The sequence below is a fragment of the Neoroseomonas soli genome, from assembly GCF_018129065.1.
Classification (GTDB): Bacteria; Pseudomonadota; Alphaproteobacteria; order Acetobacterales; family Acetobacteraceae; genus Neoroseomonas; species Neoroseomonas soli.
Genome location: NZ_JAAEDM010000031.1, coordinates 1 through 17,553, shown reverse-complemented (window position 1 = coordinate 17,553; position 17,553 = coordinate 1). Strand labels below are relative to the sequence as shown.

Genomic DNA, 17,553 nt, shown 5'->3' with positions numbered 1-17,553 from the left:
CGGTGACGCTCGACGGCATTCCGGGGCTATTGGGTCAACGTCTTGCCTGCGACATGCAGCAGGCTGGCCGCCAGGTCCCGGCATTGGCCTGGCGTGATGAGGAAGTGCAGCCAGCCGAAACCCGGATCGCGCAAGGATAGTCCAGGCCCCGAATCAGTGCTGCTCGCGATCCAGTGCGTCGTTCTCACGCGCGGCGCCCGGAAGACCGGCTCCAGCTGTTCGGGCACACGATCGCTCATGCTCTCGCGGAGCCGGCCAAGGCAGGTAATGAGCTCGTCCAACTCTGCCGCGTCGAACTGCATGACGGATGGCGTCGGGTCGGTTGGAAGTTCGATGGCTGCAATCAGGCCGTCCGGGCTCAGCGCAAACGCGACAACGGAGTTCACGCACATTGGAACCTCCATCGCTCGAGCTGCACACCCCGTTGCGGGGCGAAGGTGCGGCGCTCGTCAAAGGCAGTCAGCGAGATTGAAACGCGCCGGCATACATCCGGTTTCTAACGGACAGTGCCGACCATCGCCGATCCGCTCGCCGCGCTGCGCGTCGCGCTCGCTGCTGTCAGTCCTGGCGGCGTGTCACCCTGTTCGCCAAAACCAAGGCGAGCGCCATAACCTTTATCTCCGAGAGTAGCCTGAACAAGCTGCTCATGCGCTCCGACAAGCCGATGACGCGGACCCTTCGGCGAACAGAGAAGAGCTTCTTGGCGGCCTGGGAAGGCGGCCTAGGACCGGCCAACGACAGGCAGGCCTGTGCCGGAAACCTGTGTGGGATGACCGCCTAAGGCTTTGATTTTATTGATGCAAAGAGAGATGGCGGAGGGGATGGGATTCGAACCCACGATAGGACTTGACATCCTATAACGGTTTAGCAAACCGCCGCCTTCGGCCACTCGGCCACCCCTCCGCAGGAGTGGAAAGTCACACGGCGTTGCAGGGCGCTGCTTCTACCGGCGGGCGCGCGGGTCGTCAAACATCCCGCAGCGCCCGCCGCGGAAACCTAGGACAGCGCGATCTCGAATCCCCGCTTCGTGGCCGGGCGCGCCATCATCGTTTCGTACCAACGCTTCACGTTCGGGAAGCCGCTCAGGTCCACCTGGTGCCGTTCGTGCCGCCAGGCCCAGCCGAGAATCGCGAAATCGGCCACGCTCGGCTCGCCCGCCGTTGCCACGAAGTCCCGCCCGGCCAGACGCCGGTCCAGAACTCCGTAAAGCCGCAGCGTCTCCTTGTGGTAGCGATTCAGGCCGTAGTCCCGGGCGGGGCCCTCGGGCTGCATCAGGAAGTGGTGCACCTGTCCGGGCATCGGCCCGAAGCCGCCCATCTGCCACATCAGCCATTCGTAGACCGGGACGCGGTCGCGCAGGCTCGTCGGCAGGAACTTCCCGGACTTCTCGGCGAGGTAAAGCAGGATCGCGCCGCTCTCGAAGACCGTGATCGGCTTGCCGTCCGGCCCGTCCGGATCCTTGATCGCCGGGATGCGATTGTTCGGGCTGAAGGCGAGGAATTCCGGGTTGAACTGCTCGTCCTTGGAGATGTTCACGGTCTTCACCGTGTAGGGCAGGCCCATCTCCTCCAGCGCGACGCTGATCTTGCGGCCATTGGGCGTGTTCCAGGTCCAGAACTCGATGCTCATGCGCGCATGTCCTCCAGGGGGGCTCGGACGGCAGGCTTCGCATGGCGCCCCCTGCCCGTCCACCGCCGGCGGTCACGCCGGCGTCCGGCTGCCCCCTGCGCCACGCCAGGCGCCGAGCAGCCCGTGCCCGACCGCCAGCAGCGCCGGCCCCACGAACAACCCGAGGAAGCCGAAAGCGATCAGCCCCCCGAAGACACCGAGGATGATGAGCCCAAGCGGCATCGCGCTGCCCCGCTGGATCAGCAGCGGCCGGACGATGTTGTCGCTGCCCGAAACCAACACCCCGCCCCAGACCAGCATGAACAACGCCCAGCCCGTGTCCCCCTGCCCGTAGAGCCAGGCCGCGGCCCCGCCCCAGGTCACGATCACGAGCGGCCCGAGCACCTGGCTGATCGAGAACACCATGGTCAGGAAGGACAGCACGGCCGCGCCCGGCACGCCCGCCACCGCCAGCCCCACGCCCATCAGCAACGCCTGCAGAATGCCCGTGCCAACCACGCCCCAGGCGACACCGCGCACCGCGCCGCCGGCGGCCTCCACCGCTGCCACGCCGGTCTCGCCCCCGAGTCGGCCGGCGATGTCCTCCAGCTGCGCGACCATCCGGTCGCCGCTGGCCCAGAACATCGTCGCCACGACCAGCGCGAGCAGGATCTGCAGCAGGCTCGCCGCCGCCTGCTGGCCGATATCCACCAGAAGCCGCGCGATCTCCCCGCTGTAGGGCGCGAGGACGGCGTTGAGGTCGCCCTGCAACGCCTGGAGGCGAGGCCACCCCTGCGCGATGCGCCCCCCGACCACCGGCAGGTCCGCGAGCCAGGACGGCGCCGCGGGCGGCAGGTTCTCGAGCAGCGCGCGGCCGCGAGCGACGACGACGCCAATCTGCTCGCCGAGGCCCGGCGCCATCAGCACGGCGGGGACGGCCACCACGAGGATGACGGCGGCGAGCATGACCGCGGCCGCCGCGCCGGGCCGCACGCCGCGGCGCACGAGGAACGCGCGCAGCGGCCAGGTGCCGATGGCGATGAAGGCCCCGAAGGCGATCGCCATGCCGAAGGGCTCGAGCACCCGCATCACGCCGTAGAGCAGCAGTGCGAGCAGGATCAGCACCGCTGCCCGCTCGGCCATCAGCACGGTGGTGGCGTGACGCTCCTCGGGACCCGGCGAATCGGTCTGCATGGCGGCCTTCCCTGCCTCGCGGCGCCAGCCAAGCACGCCACGAAGCCTCCGGGAAAGCGCGCCGTCAGGACAGCTTCTTCTTCAGCACCTCGTTCACCAGGGCGGGGTTCCCCTTGCCCTGCATGGCCTTCATGGTCTGGCCGACGAAGAAGCCGAAGAGCTTGTCCTTGCCGGACCTGAATTCGGCGACCTTGTCGGCATTGGCGGCGAGCACGCCGTCGATCACCGCCTCGATCGCGCCGGTGTCGGTGACCTGCTTCAGGCCACGCTCCTCGACGATGACGCCAGGTGCGCGGCCGGTCTCGACCATCACCTCGAAGACCTCCTTCGCGAGCTTCCCGGACAGCGTGTTGTCCGCCATCAGGTCCAGCAGCGCGCCGAGGTCCGCCGCGGAGACGGGCGGCTCCGAGATCGAGGTCTTGGTGCGGTTGATGGCGGCGAACAGGTCGCCCATGACCCAGTTCGCCGCCTGCTTGGCGTCGCGCCCATTGGCGACCGCCTCGTAATAGGCCGCGGTCTCCTTCTCGAGCGTCAGCACATGCGCGTCGTAGGGCGTCACGCCAAAGTCGCGCACGTAGCGGGCGCGGCGGGCGTCCGGCAGTTCCGGCAGGGCCGCCTTGAGCTGCTCAACCCAGGACTGCTCGATCACCAGCGGCGGCAGGTCGGGGTCGGGGAAGTAGCGGTAGTCGTGCGCGTCCTCCTTCGACCGCATGGACCGCGTCACACCGCGGCCGGTGTCGAACAGGCGCGTCTCCTGCTCGACCGTGCCGCCGGATTCCCACACCTCGATCTGGCGCCGCGCCTCGGCCTCCACCGCCTGCATGACGAAGCGGATGGAGTTGACGTTCTTCACCTCGCAGCGCGTGCGGTATTCCTCGCCCGCCTTGCGGACGGAAACGTTCACGTCGGCGCGCATGGAGCCTTCCTCCATGTTGCCGTCGCAGGTGCCGAGGTAGCGCAGGATCTGGCGCAGCTTCGTCAGGTAGGCGCCGGCTTCCTCGGGGGATCGCATGTCGGGTTCCGACACGATCTCCATCAGCGCCACGCCCGACCGGTTCAGGTCGATGAAGGACTTCGTCGGATGCTGGTCGTGCATCGACTTCCCCGCATCCTGCTCGAGGTGCAGGCGCGTGATGCCGATGGTCTTGGTGCTGCCGTCCTGCAACTCGATCTCGATCTCGCCGGTGCCGATGATCGGATGCGCGAACTGGCTGATCTGGTAGCCCTGCGGCAGGTCCGCATAGAAGTAGTTCTTGCGGTCGAAGCGCGACCACAGGTTCACCTTGGCATTCAGGCCAAGCCCCGTCCGCACCGCCTGCGCCACGCATTCGCGGTTGATCACCGGCAGCATGCCGGGGAAGCCGGCATCGATGAAGGACACCTGGCTGTTCGGCTCGGCGCCGAATTCCGTCGCCGCGCCGGAGAACAGCTTCGCCTTGCTGACGACCTGCGCGTGGACTTCCAGCCCGATGACGAGTTCCCAGGCGCCCGTCTCGCCGTCGATCGTGTAGCTCATGCCCCGGCCCTCATGCCCGGAAGTGCCTTGAAGTCCGCCGCGCGCTCGATGGCCGAGCCGACCGCGAAGACGGTTTCCTCGTCGAAGGGCCGCCCGATCACCTGCAGGCCGAGCGGCAGCCCCTGCGGATCGAGCCCCGCCGGCACCGCGAGGCCCGGAAGCCCCGCCAGGTTCGCCGTCACGGTGAAGACGTCGTTGAGGTACATCTTCACCGGATCGTCGGTGTTCTCGCCCTCCGCGAAGGCGGCGTTCGGCGTGGCCGGCGTGACGATGGCGTCCACCTTCCCCCAGGCCTCGCGGAAGTCGCGCGCGATCAGCGCGCGGACCTTCTGCGCCTTGAGGTAGTAGGCGTCGTAGTAGCCGGCGCTCAGCACATAGGTGCCGATCATGATGCGGCGCTGCACTTCCTGCCCGAGGCCCGCCGCGCGGGTGCGCTCATAGAGGTCGCGCAGGTCGGAATTCGCTTCGGCCTCACGCAGCCCGAATCGCACGCCGTCGTAGCGCGCGAGGTTCGACGAAGCCTCCGCCGGCGCGACGATGTAGTAGGTCGGCAGCGCGTACTTGGTGTGCGGCAGGGAGATGTCCACGATCTCCGCCCCCGCCTCGCGCAGCCAGTCGAGGCCCTGGCGCCACAGCTTCTCGATCTCCGGCGGCGTGCCGTCGAGCCGGTATTCCTTCGGCACGCCGATCCGCAGGCCCTTCACCGAACGCCCGCAGGCCTTGGCGAAATCGGGCACCGGCCTGTCGGCGCTGGTCGAATCCTTCGGGTCGTGCCCGGCCATGGAGCGCAGCATGATCGCGCAATCCTCGACCGTGCGTCCGAAGGGCCCGGCCTGGTCGAGCGACGACGCGAAGGCCACGATCCCGAAGCGCGAGCACCGCCCATAGGTCGGCTTGATGCCCGCGATGCCGCAGAAGGCCGCAGGCTGGCGGATGGACCCGCCGGTGTCGGTGCCGGTCGCCCCCAGCGCCAGCCGCGCCGCGACCGCCGCCGCCGACCCGCCGGAGGACCCGCCCGGCACCAGCCGCGCGTCGGGGTCGTTGCGCCGCGACCACGGGTTCAGCACGCCCCCGAAGGCCGAGGTCAGGTTCGACGACCCCATGGCGAACTCGTCGAGGTTCGCCTTGCCCAGGAACACCGCCCCGTCGCGCTTCAGCTTGGCGGTGACGGTGCTTTCATAAGGCGGGACGAAGCCCTCGAGGATCTTCGACGCCGCCGTGGTCTGCACGCCCTCGGTGCAGAACAGGTCCTTGATGGCGAGCGGGATGCCCTCGAGCGGCCCGGCCTCGCCCCGCTTGCGACGGGCGTCGGAGGCGCGCGCGGCCTCCATCGCCTGCTCGGGCGTCGTCGTGATGAAGGCGTTCAGGCGCGGGTTCAGCGCCTCGACCGCCTCGACATGGGCGCGGGTCAGCTCCTCGGAGGAGATCACGCCCTCTTCCAGCGCGGCGACGGCGCCGGCCAGGGTGAATTCCGTCGGATGCATCACTCGATCACCTTCGGCACGCCGAAATACTCGCCCTCGCGGTCGGGGGCATTGGCCAGGACCTTCGCGGCGATGCCGCCATCGGTCACGACGTCGTCGCGCATCGGCATCGCGGCGATGCCTTCCGGCGTGCCGCCGGCCATCGGCTCCACGCCGTCGGTGTTCACCGCCTGCAATTGCTCGATCCAGCCGAGGATGCCGTTGAGTTCACCCTGGACACGGGCGACCTCCTCCTCCTCCAGGCGGATGCGGGCAAGGGCGGCGACACGCCGCACGGTGGCGGTATCGAGGGACATCACTCTCTACTTCCAGGGGAACGGGCGGCGGACCATAAGGCCCGCCATGGCCATCATCAACCTGAAGGACCTCCGCGCCGGCCTGGCCCGGCACGCGAGGCTTATCGGACTCGATCCGGGGACGAAGACGATCGGCGTCGCGCTGTCCGACGTGACCCTGATGCTGGCGAGCCCCTACGGCGCGCTGAAGCGCGGGAAACTCACGGCCAACGCCGCCGAGATCGCGGCCATCGCGAAGAAGGAAGGCGCCGGAGGCCTGGTCGTCGGTCTGCCGCTGTCCATGGACGGAACGATGGGCCCGGCCGCCCAGGCGTCGAAGGACTGGGCGCGTGCGGTTTCGGACGCCATCGGCCTGCCCTGCGCCCTGTTCGACGAGCGCCTTTCCTCTGCCGCCGTCAATCGCATGCTGATCAGCGAGGCCGACCTCACCCGCGCGAAGCGGGCCGAGGCGGTGGACCGGGCGGCGGCGGCCTACATGCTGCAGGCCGCGCTGGATGCGTCCCGGGCCTGACCGGCCAGGAACGCCTCCACACGCCGGATCGGCCGGCCATCGCCACCCGCGGACATTCCCCCCTTGGCCTCTCCTCCGTGATTCCGCCGTTCACAGCGGCCTGTACGCCGCCACCAGCCGCGGCTCCGCGCCGACCAGCACCGTCCCGAACCAGACCAGCGCGGATCCGGCCTTCTCCTGCGGGTGCCCGTCGATGAACTCGAGCCGGGTCTGCTGGCCATCCCCCGGCAGGTCATCCGCGGTTTCCACGCCTGCAAAAGCCAGGAAGTTGGTCTCGGAGCCGGCCATGATCGCGCCGAGGAACCGGCCGAGGATCACCTCCTGACTGCCGATCACCTGCCCGAGTTGCGCCAGCGTCCTCGAACCCGGTGAATTGCGGATATGCGGGTCCATGGGACTATCCTCCCGCCGCCGTCCTGACGGCGCTCTCGATCGCAGCCACCTGATCCGCCGAGGTGTTCCGCACCGAGAGCACCTCCCTCAACTGCCGCTTCGGGTCCGCCCCGCCCGAAGGAAGGCCGAGCAGCGTCAGCGCCCTGCGGGCCGCCTCCGGGCTCAGTCCGAGGATGCGACGGGACAAGGCAGCGACCCTGGCCTGGAGGGCCTCCGGGGTTGCCTCCGCCAGCGGGAACTGTCCGAGGGTTACGATGTCGCGCACCACGTCGGGGGCACCGGCGACCTTGAGGGCCGCCGCGCCCGAGGCGAATTGCGTCGAGACCCGCAGATCGACGTTGACCGGTTGCTGCGTCGCGACCTCACCCCGGCGATCGACCTGGAAACCGGCGAACATGTTGATCGCCTCCCCTTGCGGCCTGCCGTCCTCGCCTCGCGCGCGCGGCGGCACGATGGTGCCGGAGGCGCGGTCGAGGCCGAAATTCACCGCCAGCGGCGGGCGGCTTGTCGCATCGGCGCGGATCGACAGATTCACGCCGCTGCGCTCCGCGAACACCAGGGTCTGCCCACAGCCCGCCACCGCAGGGAGCACGCATGCCACCAGTGCGGCGGAACGGCGCCGCGGCCTTCGGTTTCCGGTCATGACCCACTTCCCGCAGTCGCCGGGGCTTCGCGGAGACAGCGGAAGAAGTCCCGCAGCGCCACTCTTGCCTGCCCCGCCCGGTCCTGATTCCGAAGTTGGTCGGCGAAGTCGGTCGCAGCCTGCCCGGTTGCGAGGGACTCGCTGTAGTGCCGGATGGTGATGCCCTGCACCTGCAGGTCCGAGCAGACCAGGGCGGACATCGCGTCGCGCCCGTCCTGCCCGGGCGCCTCCACGCTCCGCGGCACCACCGCCGCGAAGGAGCGGTCGTAGCCGATGACCAGCGACCCGCTGGTCTGTTCCAGGTTCACCGCCGCGTTGATGCCGATCACCGTGCGCGCGCCGGTGTAGAGCTGCGTCGGCTCGCAGGCCGCGAGCAGCAGCGCGCCCAGCGCCGCCCCCGCGCATCGAGGTGCCTTCACTCGCATCGCGATGCCTCCTCGCAGGACCGCAGGAAGGTCAGGCCGGGTTCGTCCGGCACCAGTTCGAGCCGCCGGATGATGGATGCGCCGGCGGGCACGGCCGCGAAGACCGCGTCCTCGGAATAGCCCAGGGTGAAGCCCGCCATCCGCCCCCCGAAACCGAGGTCGAGGCCGATTACCTGCCGGATCCGCGCCGCGGGCGCGATGCCGCGCAGCGCCAGCCCGAAGGGATAGCGCCCGGGCGCCGGCGCCCCGTCCCTGTCCGGCAGGACGGTCAGCGTGCGGGTGACGCCGATGGCCAGGCCCGCCTCGGCCGGGTCGGTGCGCAGCGCGGCCCCCAACGTCTCGGCGCGCACGACCACCGCGCCGTCGGCCCGGACCACCTCGGCCCGGGCCAGGCCGATCCCATCCACCGCGCAGCCCGGCAGGACCATCGCGAGCAACGCGGCGACGGCGGCGCGCCGGGGCGTCACAACCGTGCGGCCTGGAAATGCATCCAGTCGAAGTCCCGCGCGCGGCCGAGGCTGACCAGGCCCTCCCCCTCCACGATGCGCCAGAAGGGCTCGTATTCGGGGCGGGCGAAGGCGGCTTCCCTGTGCGTCATGCGCAGGGCGTTGCGCTCGGGGTCGAGATCGACCGCGATGCCCCAGGAATGCATCGACATCTGCGTGCCGCCCTTCATGAGCCGCTTGTTCAGGCAGCCGCCGAAGAGGTCGAGACGCAACTCCTGGATGCGCATCTCCCCGTATTCGGCGAGCGTCTTCTGGAACACCCTCAGGAAGGCGTCGTGGACCTTCTCGTGGCAGGAGAAGCGGGTGATGCGCGTCTGCGGTTCCCAGGACAGCCGCATCTCGTAGGGCAGGCGGAGCATCGCCTGGTTCTGCTCCATGGCGCCGTAGAAGGCGGGCACCTCGGACTGGCGGGGCCAGCGGGTCGCCGGCCCGCTCGCCGGCACCGGCTGGGCGGGGGTCTCGTCCCTGCCGGGGATCACGAGGGGCTTTCCCGTCTGGTCGAAGGCCTGGAACGATTCCCGCGCGAAGCGCGTCTGCGGGCCGATCAGCCCGTCCACCTTGCCCACCTCGATGCCGGCATCGCGGATGATCGCCTGCTCCACCGCGAGCTTGCGGCGCAGGGGCGGCCAGCCCTGCCAGCCATCGGCGAGGCGGCCGGCCAGTGCCTCACGGTCGAAGCGGGCGTCGATCGCGCGATCCAGCGCGGCGGAGGGTTCGCCATCGACCTTTCCGGCGAAGAGCCCATCGGCCTTCAGGGCCTTCTGGAACTGCAGCGAGGTCATTTCGTTGGCCATCGGGCTCTCCTGCGTGGCGGAAGGGCTGGGATGCGGTGCGAAAATCTCCGTAGGTGACACTGCCGGACGTCGCCGGGGCCGGTTGAGGCCGGCCACCCTTCTACCACTTCCGGCTGCCGCCCTGTGTGCGTCAGGTCGCAGCGCGGCGACCCGGCCGCGGCGGCCCCGACCCTGGCCGAATCTGCTCCGGCGGCCTAAGGTCCGGCCGTGTCGCACCCGTCCAAACACCTGCTCGCCATCGAGGGGCTCGAGCCGCCGCACATCGCGGACCTGCTCGACCTCGCGGAATCCTATGCCCTGCTGAACCGCAGCGGAAAGACGCAGCGGGACCTGCTCAAGGGCAGGACCCTCATCAACCTGTTCTTCGAGGACAGCACCCGCACCCGCACCAGCTTCGAGCTCGCCGGCAAGCGGCTGGGGGCGGACGTGATCAACATGTCCGTCAGCACCTCCTCGGTGAACAAGGGCGAGACGCTGCTCGACACCGCGAGCACGCTGAACGCCATGCAGTGCGACCTGCTGGTCATCCGCCACGCGCAGTCCGGCGCGCCGGCGCTGCTCTCCCAGAAGGTCGATGCGGCCGTCATCAATGCCGGCGACGGCACGCACGAGCATCCGACCCAGGCGCTGCTCGACGCCCTGACCATTCGCCGCCACAAGGGAAGCCTCGAAGGGCTGATCGTCGCGATCTGCGGCGACATCGCCCATTCCCGCGTCGCGCGGTCGAACATCCATCTGCTGACGACGATGGGCAGCCGCGTGCGGATCATCGGTCCGCCCACGCTAATCCCGGCGGATGTCGCGCGGCTCGGGGTCGAGGTCTTCCACGACATGAAGGCGGGCCTCAAGGACGCCGACGTGGTGATGATGCTGCGCCTGCAGCGCGAACGCATGTCAGGCGGGCTGGTGCCCTCGGCGCGTGAGTTCTTCCGCTTCTACGGCCTGGATGCCGAGAAGCTGGCGCACGCGAAGCCCGACAGCATCGTCATGCACCCCGGCCCGATGAACCGCGGCGTCGAGATCGACAGCGCCATCGCCGACCACCCGACGCGCTCCGTGATCGGGGAGCAGGTGGAAATGGGCGTCGCCTGCCGCATGGCGGTGCTGGACGTGCTGGCGCGGCGGCTGCCGCGGAACCGGTGAACGAGCCCCGGCGCGCACGGCCCGAGGAAGCCGCCGCGCTGCGGGACCTGGTTCGCGCCGCCTATGCGGAATGGGTGCCGACCGTGGGCCGCGAGCCCATGCCGATGACCGACGACTACGCCGCCCGTATCGCCGCGGACCAGGCCTGGGTCGTCGAGGAAGCCGGCCGCCTGGTCGGCGCGCTGATCCTCGAGGACACCAAGGACGGGCTGCTGCTCGACAACATCGCCGTGGCGCCGGAGGCGCGCGGCCGCGGCCTCGGCGGCGCGCTGATGGCCTTCACGGAGGCCGAGGCTCGCCGCCGCGGCCATGCCCGGGTCTGGCTCTACACCAACGAAATGATGACGACGAACATCGCCCGCTACCTGCGCCTCGGCTTCACCGAGACGCACCGGGAGGAACAGGCGGGCTTCCGGCGGGTGTTCATGGAAAGGCGTCTTTCGCCACCGGGCCAACCGCTGCCGTAGGCCAGGCGGATCGCGCTGCCGCCCCTGGTCAGCGCCCGCCGGTCGTGGGCGTCAGGGCGCCCGGAGCCCGACCCTGCCGATAGCGCTCGATTCCCGGCGGGAGGATGACCCAGGTGTGCATCGTTTCCTCGAAGACCGAGGCCGTGGGCGCCGGGTAGTCCGGATCGGCGAAGGCGCCCACGAAGACCGTGCAGAGGCCGGGAAACTTCTCGCCCTGCGAGAACACGGTCGTGCCGCACTCCGGGCAGAAGTGGTGGCGGACCTTCCGCCCTTCCTGGCCATCGCGGACATAGACCTTGTACGGCCCGTCCAGCCGCACATCCGATGTCCGGTAGTGGGCATTGCTTGTCAGCGGCACGCCGGAGCGGCGCTGGCAGTCCGTGCAGTGGCAAATGGTCACGCTCCGCGGGTCCGCCGTCACTATGGCGCGCAGCCCACCGCACAGGCATCTGGCGATCTTTTCCATCTGGCGTCTCCATGGCGCGCTGCGCGGCCGGATACGTGCCGGGGCACGCCGCGATGCCAGGAGGACCCCACCACACATTTCGTCGGCGACACAAAAGAAATGCAAGGTGCTCGGGCGGAAAGCACCGGTCGGGCTGCCATGGCCATCCCCGAGCTTCGGCAGCGGAACCGGCGCGCCCCGACGGCGCCCGTCCGGTGCAGCCCTTGGTCCCGTCGGTCTGCGCGCCCGCGCACCGCCCCATGGCAGGACTCGGCCATCCGTCTATAAGCGGAACCCATGCGCGACCTGCTGATCACCGGCGCCCGCCTCCTCGACCCAGCCTCCGGCCTCGACGCGCCCGGCGCGCTGCTGGTCCGCGACGGCGCCATCGCCGATCTCGGCCCCGGCCTCACGGCGCCCGATGACGCGGAGGTGCTGGACGCCAACGGCGCCTGCCTGGCCCCGGGCCTCGTGGACCTGCGCGCCAATCTCGGCGAGCCCGGCGCGGAGCACCGCGAAACCATCGCCTCCGCCGCCGCCGCCGCCGCCGCGGGGGGCATCACGACCCTCTGCGTGCTGCCCGACACCGATCCGGCGCTCGACGATCCGGCGCTGCTCTCCTTCATCATCCGCCGGGGCGAGGCGACGGGCTCGGTCGCGCTGCTGCCCTACGGCGCCGCCACGGTCGGCTGCGCGGGTAAGGAACTCGCCGAACTCGGCCTGCTGCGGGAAGCCGGCGCCATCGCCTTCACCGACGGCGTGCGGGCGATCGGCAATGCGCGGACGATGCGGCTCGCGCTGTCCTACGCGCGCGCCTTCGGCGCCTTCGTCGTGCAGCACCCGGAGGAGCCGTCCCTTGCCGCCGGCGGCTCGGCGACGGAGGGCGAACTCGCCACCCGCCTCGGCCTTCCTGCGATACCGCCGGCCGCGGAGGCGATGATGGTCGCGCGCGACATCGCCCTCGCGCGCATGACCGGCGGCCATGTGCACTTCGCCCATGTCTCGACCGCGGCGGCGCTCGACCTGATCCGCGCCGCCAAGGCCGAGGGCCTGCTAGTCACCGCCGATACCGCGCCGCCCTATTTCGACCTGAACGAGACGGCGATCGGCGACTACCGCACCTATGCGAAGCTTTCGCCCCCGCTGCGCACCGAGGCCGATCGCCGGGCAGTGGTCGCCGCGCTGGCGGACGGGACGTTGGATGCGATCGCCTCCGACCATCAGCCGCGCGATGCCGATGACAAGCGGCTCCCCTTCGCCCAGGCCGAGGCCGGGGGTGCAGGCCTCGCCACCCTGCTCGCCGTGACGCTGGCGCGGGTTCACGCGGGCGACATTCCGATGCTGACAGCGCTCGGCCTGCTGACTGCGAAGCCGGCGGCGCTGCTGGGGCTTGCCTGCGGCCGGCTGGCCAAGGGCGCGCCGGCGGACCTGGTCCTGTTCCATCCCGATCGCGGCTGGAAGGTCGAGGCGGGGAAACTGCCCGGCAAGGCGCAGAATTCCCCCTTCGATGGGCGGGCGCTCGAGGGTCGCGTGCTCGGCACCTGGAAGTCCGGCCGCCGGGTCTTCGGGGGCTGAGCATGGGCGAACACGCGGACAGCATCGCCTTCCTGCTCGCCCTGGTCGGCGGCTACCTGGTCGGCTCGATTCCCTTCGGGCTGATCCTGACGCGCGCGGCGGGGCTCGGGGACATCCGGGCGATCGGCTCGGGCAATATCGGCGCGACCAACGTCCTGCGGACGGGCAACAGGAAGCTCGCGGCGGCGACGCTGCTGCTCGATGGCCTGAAGGGCGTGGCCGCGGTGCTGCTGGCGCGGGCCTTCCTCGGCGAGCAGGATCTGGTGGCCGGGACGGCGGCGGTGCTCGGGCACACGCTGCCGGTCTGGCTGGGCTTCAAGGGCGGCAAGGGGGTGGCGACGGGGCTCGGCGTCTATCTCGGCGCCATGTGGCCTGTCGGGCTCGCCTGCTGCGCGGTCTGGCTGGTCGCGGCGAAGGTGACGCGGATCTCCTCGGCCGGCGCGCTGGCGGCCCTCGCTGCCGCGCCGCTGCTGGCGCTGCTGCTGGCGGATGCGGAACACGCGCTCCTGGCCCTGCTGGTCGGGTTGCTGGTCTTCTGGCGACACGAAGCGAACATCCGGCGGCTGATCGCGGGGACGGAACCGCGGATCGGGCAGAAGGGCTGAGCCCTCGCCTTCCGGTAGAAATTCACGCTATCTCTATCGCGTGAACTTTCTGCCTCCACCTCCCCACCGGCCGCGCCCCAGTTCTGGCGGGGGCCGGGATGCGCCGCGCACCCCGGCGGGGGCGTGGGGGCGGCGCCCCCACGGATGACCATGACCCCGGACACCCTGGCCCGACTCCGCCTCGCCCGCACCGAGGGCATCGGCCCCCTTACATTCCGCAAGCTCATCGCACGTCATCGGGACCCTGAGGCTGCACTCGCCGCCCTGCCCGCACTGAGCACCACCCGCGCCACGCCGTACCAGCCGCCACCAGCGGCCGAAGCCGAGCGGGAGGGGGCGGCACTCGCGCAACTCGGCGGCCGATTCGTGTTCCTCGACGACCCGCTCTACCCGCCCCTGCTGGCGCTGTTGCCCGATGCGCCGCCGGTGATCGCCGTGCTCGGCGATGCGCCGCTGCTCGCCGCGCCGGCGGTGGCCGTGGTGGGGGCGCGCAATGCCTCCGCCGCCGGGCGCCGCGTGGCGGAGCAACTGGCTGAGGCCCTGGCCGGCAAGGGGCTGACGGTCGTCTCGGGCCTCGCCCGCGGCGTGGACACCGCCGCGCATGAGGGGGCGCTGCGCAGCGGCGGCACCATCGCCGTGTTGCCCGGCGGCATCGACGTGCCCTATCCGCCGGAGAATGCGGGGCTCGCCGCGCGGATCGCGGGGCGCGGGGCGGTGGTGGCGGAAAGCCCGCTCGGCACCGCGCCGCTGAACCGGCACTTTCCAAGGCGAAACCGGATCGTGGCCGGGCTGTCGCTCGGCGTGGTGGTGGTGGAGGCCGCGCACCGCTCCGGCACGCTGATCACCGCGCGCCTGGCGCTGGAGCACGGGCGGGAGGTCTTCGCGGTACCGGGCAGCCCGCTCGACCCGCGCTGCCGCGGCTCGAACGACCTGATCCGACAGGGCGCGCACCTGGTCGAAACGGCCGAGGACGTGCTCGACCACCTGCCCGATGCGCCGCGCGCCGGCCCCCTCTTCGACCCCTCCCGGATGGCGCCGGCGAACGCCGAAACGGCGCCGGAGGCCGCCGACCCCCTCGGCCCACCCCCGGAAGGGACGGGGGAAGTCCTTGAATTAATTGGAATGTCACCGGTATCGGTTGACGAGGTGCTGCGGCGCTGCCACCTGACTGCACCCGAACTCCAGGCCGTGCTGACGGATCTGGAGCTCGAAGGCCGGGTGGAACTGCTGCCCGGCCACCGCGTCATGCGCTCTGCGAACGGGTGATCCTCAAAGCATGTCCGACGTCGTTGTCGTCGAATCCCCGGCCAAGGCCAAGACGATCGAGAAGTATCTCGGGCGGGACTTCACGGTCCTCGCCTCCTTCGGCCATGTCCGCGACCTGGAGGAAAAGGATGGCGCCGTCATCCCCGACCAGGACTTCGCCATGGTCTGGGGCAAGGACCCGCGCGGAGAACAGCAGGTCGGCAAGATCGCCCAGGCGCTGAAGGGGGCGAAGCGCCTCTTCCTCGCCACCGACCCGGATCGCGAGGGCGAGGCGATCTCCTGGCACGTCAAGGACATGCTCGGCCAGCGCGGGGCGCTGAAGGGCAAGGACGTCCAGCGCATCACCTTCAACGAGATCACCAAGCGCGCCGTGCAATACGCGGTGGAGCACCCACGCGACCTCGATGTGCCGCTGATCGACGCCTACCTGGCGCGCCGCGCGCTGGACTACCTGGTGGGCTACACGCTCTCCCCACTGCTGTGGCGCAAGCTGCCGGGCAGCCGGTCGGCAGGCCGCGTGCAGTCGGTGGCGCTGCGCCTGATCTGCGAGCGCGAGGCCGAGATCGAGGCCTTCCGTGCCCGCGAATACTGGACCCTGGAAGCCCGCTTCCAGACCCCCGCCGGCGCCCCCTTCACCGCCCGCCTGACGCACCTGGACGGCAGGAAGCTCGAGCAGTTCGACCTGCCGGACGAGGCGACCGCGAAGCGCGCCAAGGCGCTGGCGGAAGCCGGGAGCTACGCCGTCGCCTCGGTCGAGAAGAAGCGGACCCGGCGCAACCCGCCGCCGCCCTTCATGACCTCGACGCTGCAGATGGAGGCTTCGCGCAAGCTCGGCATGGGCGCGCAGCAGGCGATGCGCACGGCCCAGGCGCTCTATGAGGCCGGGCACATCACCTACATGCGGACGGACGGCGTCTCGATGGCGCGGGAGGCGATGTTCGCCATCCGTGACCATGTGAAGGATGCCTTCGGCCCGGATTACCTGCCGTCCGCCCCGCGCGAGTACCAGACCAAGGCCAAGAACGCCCAGGAGGCGCACGAGGCGATCCGCCCCACCGACGTCACCCGCACGCCGGAGGCGATGGCCCGCGAACTCGATGGCGCCCAGGCCCGGCTCTACGAACTGATCTGGAAGCGCGCGGTGGCGTCCCAGATGTCGGCTGCGGAACTCGACCAGACCGCAGTGGACATCGACAGTGCCGACCGAAATCTTCGTTTCCGTGCAACGGGTTCCGTCGTTGCTTTCGACGGCTTCCTGAAGCTCTACAGGGAAGACGAGGACGACCGCGCCGCCGACCTCCGCGCCGGCATCAAGCCCGCCGAGCCGACCGAGGACGAGGACAGCCGCATCCTGCCGCCGATGCGGGAGCGGGATCCGCTGAAGCGCGGAGAGGTCACGGCCAGGCAGCACTTCACCCAACCGCCGCCGCGCTATTCCGAGGCCTCCCTGGTCAAGCGCCTGGAAGAACTGGGAATCGGGCGCCCCTCGACCTACGCCTCGATCCTGCAACGGCTGCAGGACCTGAAATACGTCACGCTCGAGAAGCGGCGCTTCATCGCGCAGGATCTCGGGCGGATGGTGACCACCTTCCTCGTCCGCTTCTTCGAGCGCTACGTGGACACCGGGTTCACCTCGGCGATGGAGGAGAAGCTCGACGAGATCTCCGCCGGCCAGACCGACTGGCGCGCGGTGATGCGCGACTTCTGGAAGGATTTCTCCGCCGCGGTGGAAGCGACCAAGGACCTCAAGATCCGCGACGTCATCGACGCGCTGGACGAGGATCTCGGCCCGCACATCTTCCCCGAGCGCGCCGACGGCACGGACCCGCGCGTCTGCCCGACCTGCGGCAATGGCCGGCTCGGGCTGCGGCTGGGGCGGACGGGCGCCTTCATCGGCTGCTCCAACTACCCGGAATGCCGCTACACGCGGCCGTTCGGCGTGGATTCGGGCAATGCGGAGGGTGCGGGCGGCGACCAGGAACTCGGCGACGACCCGGCGACGGGCGAGAAGATCACGCTCAAGCGCGGCCCCTACGGCTTCTATATCCAGCTCGGCGAGGGCGGCACGGATGCCAAGGGCAAGCCGACCAAGCCGAAGAGAACCAGCCTTCCCAACGGCGTAGCGCCAGATACTGTCACGCTGGATCAGGCGATCGGCCTGCTCTCCCTGCCCCGCGCCATCGGGTTCGATCCCGAGACGGGGGAGGAGATCACCGCCGGCCTCGGGCGCTTCGGTCCCTATGTGCGCTGCGGGACAGTCTTCAAGTCGCTCGACAAGGATGACGACGTCCTGACCGTCGGCATGAACCGGGCGCTGGCGCTGCTGGCGGATGCGCGGGCACGGGTGCGTGAACTCGGCGCGCACCCGAAGGACAAGGAGCCGGTGGTGGTCCGCAAGGGCCGTTTCGGCCCCTATGCCCAGCACGGCAAGACGGTCGCCAACCTGCCGCGCGACGTGGCGATGGAGGACATCACCCTCGAGGACGCGGTGGCGCTGCTCGAGGAGAAGGGCAAGGCACTGAAGCCGCGCGGCGCCGCGGCGCGCAAGGCCGCCTCGCCCAAGGCTGCGCCGCGCAAGGCCTCGGCGAAGACGGCCGAAGCCGCCACCCGCAAGGCGCCCGCAGCCAAGGCCCCGGCCCGCAAGCCCGCCGCCAAGGCTGGGCCGAAGGCGGCCGCGAAGCC

Annotated in this window: 19 protein-coding genes and 1 tRNA gene; 7 read left to right on the top strand and 13 right to left on the bottom strand. The window is 70.3% G+C overall.

Translation table 11 applies throughout. From position 1 onward, the window contains the following. Positions 1-26: 26 nt before the first annotated feature. The 7 genes from GXW76_RS12760 to gatC all read right to left on the bottom strand — a co-directional run bounded on the left by GXW76_RS12760 (position 27) and on the right by gatC (position 6,098). Positions 27-386, bottom strand: a complete 360-nt coding sequence (locus tag GXW76_RS12760; protein WP_211862410.1) for a hypothetical protein — start codon at positions 384-386, stop codon at positions 27-29. 424 nt (positions 387-810) lie between these two features. After that, positions 811-903, bottom strand: a tRNA-Ser gene (locus GXW76_RS12755). Between the two features lie 93 nt (positions 904-996). Further along, positions 997-1,629 (bottom strand): glutathione S-transferase family protein, encoded by a 633-nt coding sequence (locus tag GXW76_RS12750; protein WP_211862409.1) that lies wholly within the window; start codon positions 1,627-1,629, stop codon positions 997-999. 72 nt (positions 1,630-1,701) lie between these two features. After that, a complete protein-coding gene (locus GXW76_RS12745; RefSeq protein ID WP_211862408.1) occupies positions 1,702-2,802 on the bottom strand; it encodes an AI-2E family transporter in 1,101 nt (366 codons plus the stop codon). A gap of 64 nt (positions 2,803-2,866) precedes the next feature. Next, positions 2,867-4,318: an Asp-tRNA(Asn)/Glu-tRNA(Gln) amidotransferase subunit GatB gene (gene gatB / locus GXW76_RS12740; protein ID WP_211862407.1), complete on the bottom strand. Its 1,452-nt coding sequence runs from the start codon at positions 4,316-4,318 to the stop codon at positions 2,867-2,869. Beyond that, positions 4,315-5,802 (bottom strand): Asp-tRNA(Asn)/Glu-tRNA(Gln) amidotransferase subunit GatA, encoded by a 1,488-nt coding sequence (gatA, locus tag GXW76_RS12735; protein WP_211862406.1) that lies wholly within the window; start codon positions 5,800-5,802, stop codon positions 4,315-4,317. The genes gatB and gatA overlap by 4 nt, the downstream gene beginning before the upstream one ends. Then, positions 5,802-6,098 carry an Asp-tRNA(Asn)/Glu-tRNA(Gln) amidotransferase subunit GatC gene (gatC, locus tag GXW76_RS12730; RefSeq protein WP_211862405.1) on the bottom strand — a complete coding sequence of 99 codons (297 nt, stop codon included), beginning with the start codon at positions 6,096-6,098 and terminating at the stop codon, positions 5,802-5,804. Before gatC ends, gatA begins: the two co-directional genes overlap by 1 nt. A 46-nt stretch (positions 6,099-6,144) precedes the next feature. Between gatC and ruvX the strand changes: the two genes are divergently transcribed. Next, the gene (gene ruvX / locus GXW76_RS12725; RefSeq protein ID WP_211862404.1) at positions 6,145-6,609 is read left to right on the top strand and encodes a Holliday junction resolvase RuvX; all 465 of its coding nucleotides are present in this window, start codon (positions 6,145-6,147) and stop codon (positions 6,607-6,609) included. A gap of 90 nt (positions 6,610-6,699) precedes the next feature. On the opposite strand, the gene GXW76_RS12720 is transcribed toward ruvX, so the two are convergent. From GXW76_RS12720 to GXW76_RS12700, 5 genes are all read right to left on the bottom strand, one after another. Further along, complete coding sequence (locus GXW76_RS12720) at positions 6,700-7,002, bottom strand: hypothetical protein (RefSeq protein WP_211862403.1); 303 nt, start codon at positions 7,000-7,002, stop codon at positions 6,700-6,702. Between the two features lie 4 nt (positions 7,003-7,006). After that, entirely contained in the window at positions 7,007-7,537 is a 531-nt protein-coding gene (locus GXW76_RS12715; RefSeq protein WP_211862402.1) for a hypothetical protein, read from the bottom strand. 104 nt (positions 7,538-7,641) lie between these two features. After that, the gene (locus GXW76_RS12710; protein ID WP_211862401.1) at positions 7,642-8,070 is read right to left on the bottom strand and encodes a hypothetical protein; all 429 of its coding nucleotides are present in this window, start codon (positions 8,068-8,070) and stop codon (positions 7,642-7,644) included. Then, positions 8,061-8,537 carry a hypothetical protein gene (locus tag GXW76_RS12705; RefSeq protein WP_211862400.1) on the bottom strand — a complete coding sequence of 159 codons (477 nt, stop codon included), beginning with the start codon at positions 8,535-8,537 and terminating at the stop codon, positions 8,061-8,063. Before GXW76_RS12705 ends, GXW76_RS12710 begins: the two co-directional genes overlap by 10 nt. Next, positions 8,534-9,370 (bottom strand): M15 family metallopeptidase, encoded by an 837-nt coding sequence (locus tag GXW76_RS12700; RefSeq protein ID WP_211862399.1) that lies wholly within the window; start codon positions 9,368-9,370, stop codon positions 8,534-8,536. Before GXW76_RS12700 ends, GXW76_RS12705 begins: the two co-directional genes overlap by 4 nt. Positions 9,371-9,577: 207 nt before the next feature. Between GXW76_RS12700 and GXW76_RS12695 the strand changes: the two genes are divergently transcribed. Together GXW76_RS12695 and GXW76_RS12690 are read left to right on the top strand one after the other, a co-directional pair. Continuing rightward, the gene (locus GXW76_RS12695) at positions 9,578-10,513 is read left to right on the top strand and encodes an aspartate carbamoyltransferase catalytic subunit (protein WP_211862398.1); all 936 of its coding nucleotides are present in this window, start codon (positions 9,578-9,580) and stop codon (positions 10,511-10,513) included. Next, complete coding sequence (locus GXW76_RS12690) at positions 10,510-10,980, top strand: GNAT family N-acetyltransferase (RefSeq protein ID WP_211862397.1); 471 nt, start codon at positions 10,510-10,512, stop codon at positions 10,978-10,980. Before GXW76_RS12695 ends, GXW76_RS12690 begins: the two co-directional genes overlap by 4 nt. Positions 10,981-11,008: 28 nt before the next feature. Here the strand turns inward: GXW76_RS12690 and GXW76_RS12685 are convergent, their stop codons facing one another. Then, positions 11,009-11,446 (bottom strand): GFA family protein, encoded by a 438-nt coding sequence (locus GXW76_RS12685; RefSeq protein WP_211862396.1) that lies wholly within the window; start codon positions 11,444-11,446, stop codon positions 11,009-11,011. A 276-nt stretch (positions 11,447-11,722) separates the two neighbouring features. Between GXW76_RS12685 and GXW76_RS12680 the strand changes: the two genes are divergently transcribed. The 4 genes from GXW76_RS12680 to topA form a co-directional block, all read left to right on the top strand. After that, on the top strand, positions 11,723-13,000 hold the full coding sequence (locus GXW76_RS12680; RefSeq protein WP_211862395.1) for a dihydroorotase: 1,278 nt from the start codon (positions 11,723-11,725) through the stop codon (positions 12,998-13,000). Between the two features lie 2 nt (positions 13,001-13,002). Next, a complete protein-coding gene (plsY, locus tag GXW76_RS12675) occupies positions 13,003-13,605 on the top strand; it encodes a glycerol-3-phosphate 1-O-acyltransferase PlsY (protein WP_211862394.1) in 603 nt (200 codons plus the stop codon). A 150-nt stretch (positions 13,606-13,755) separates the two neighbouring features. Then, complete coding sequence (gene dprA / locus GXW76_RS12670) at positions 13,756-14,871, top strand: DNA-processing protein DprA (protein WP_211862393.1); 1,116 nt, start codon at positions 13,756-13,758, stop codon at positions 14,869-14,871. 10 nt (positions 14,872-14,881) lie between these two features. After that, a partial coding sequence (gene topA, locus GXW76_RS12665) for a type I DNA topoisomerase (RefSeq protein WP_211862392.1) occupies positions 14,882-17,553 on the top strand: 2,672 nt, incomplete at its 3' end.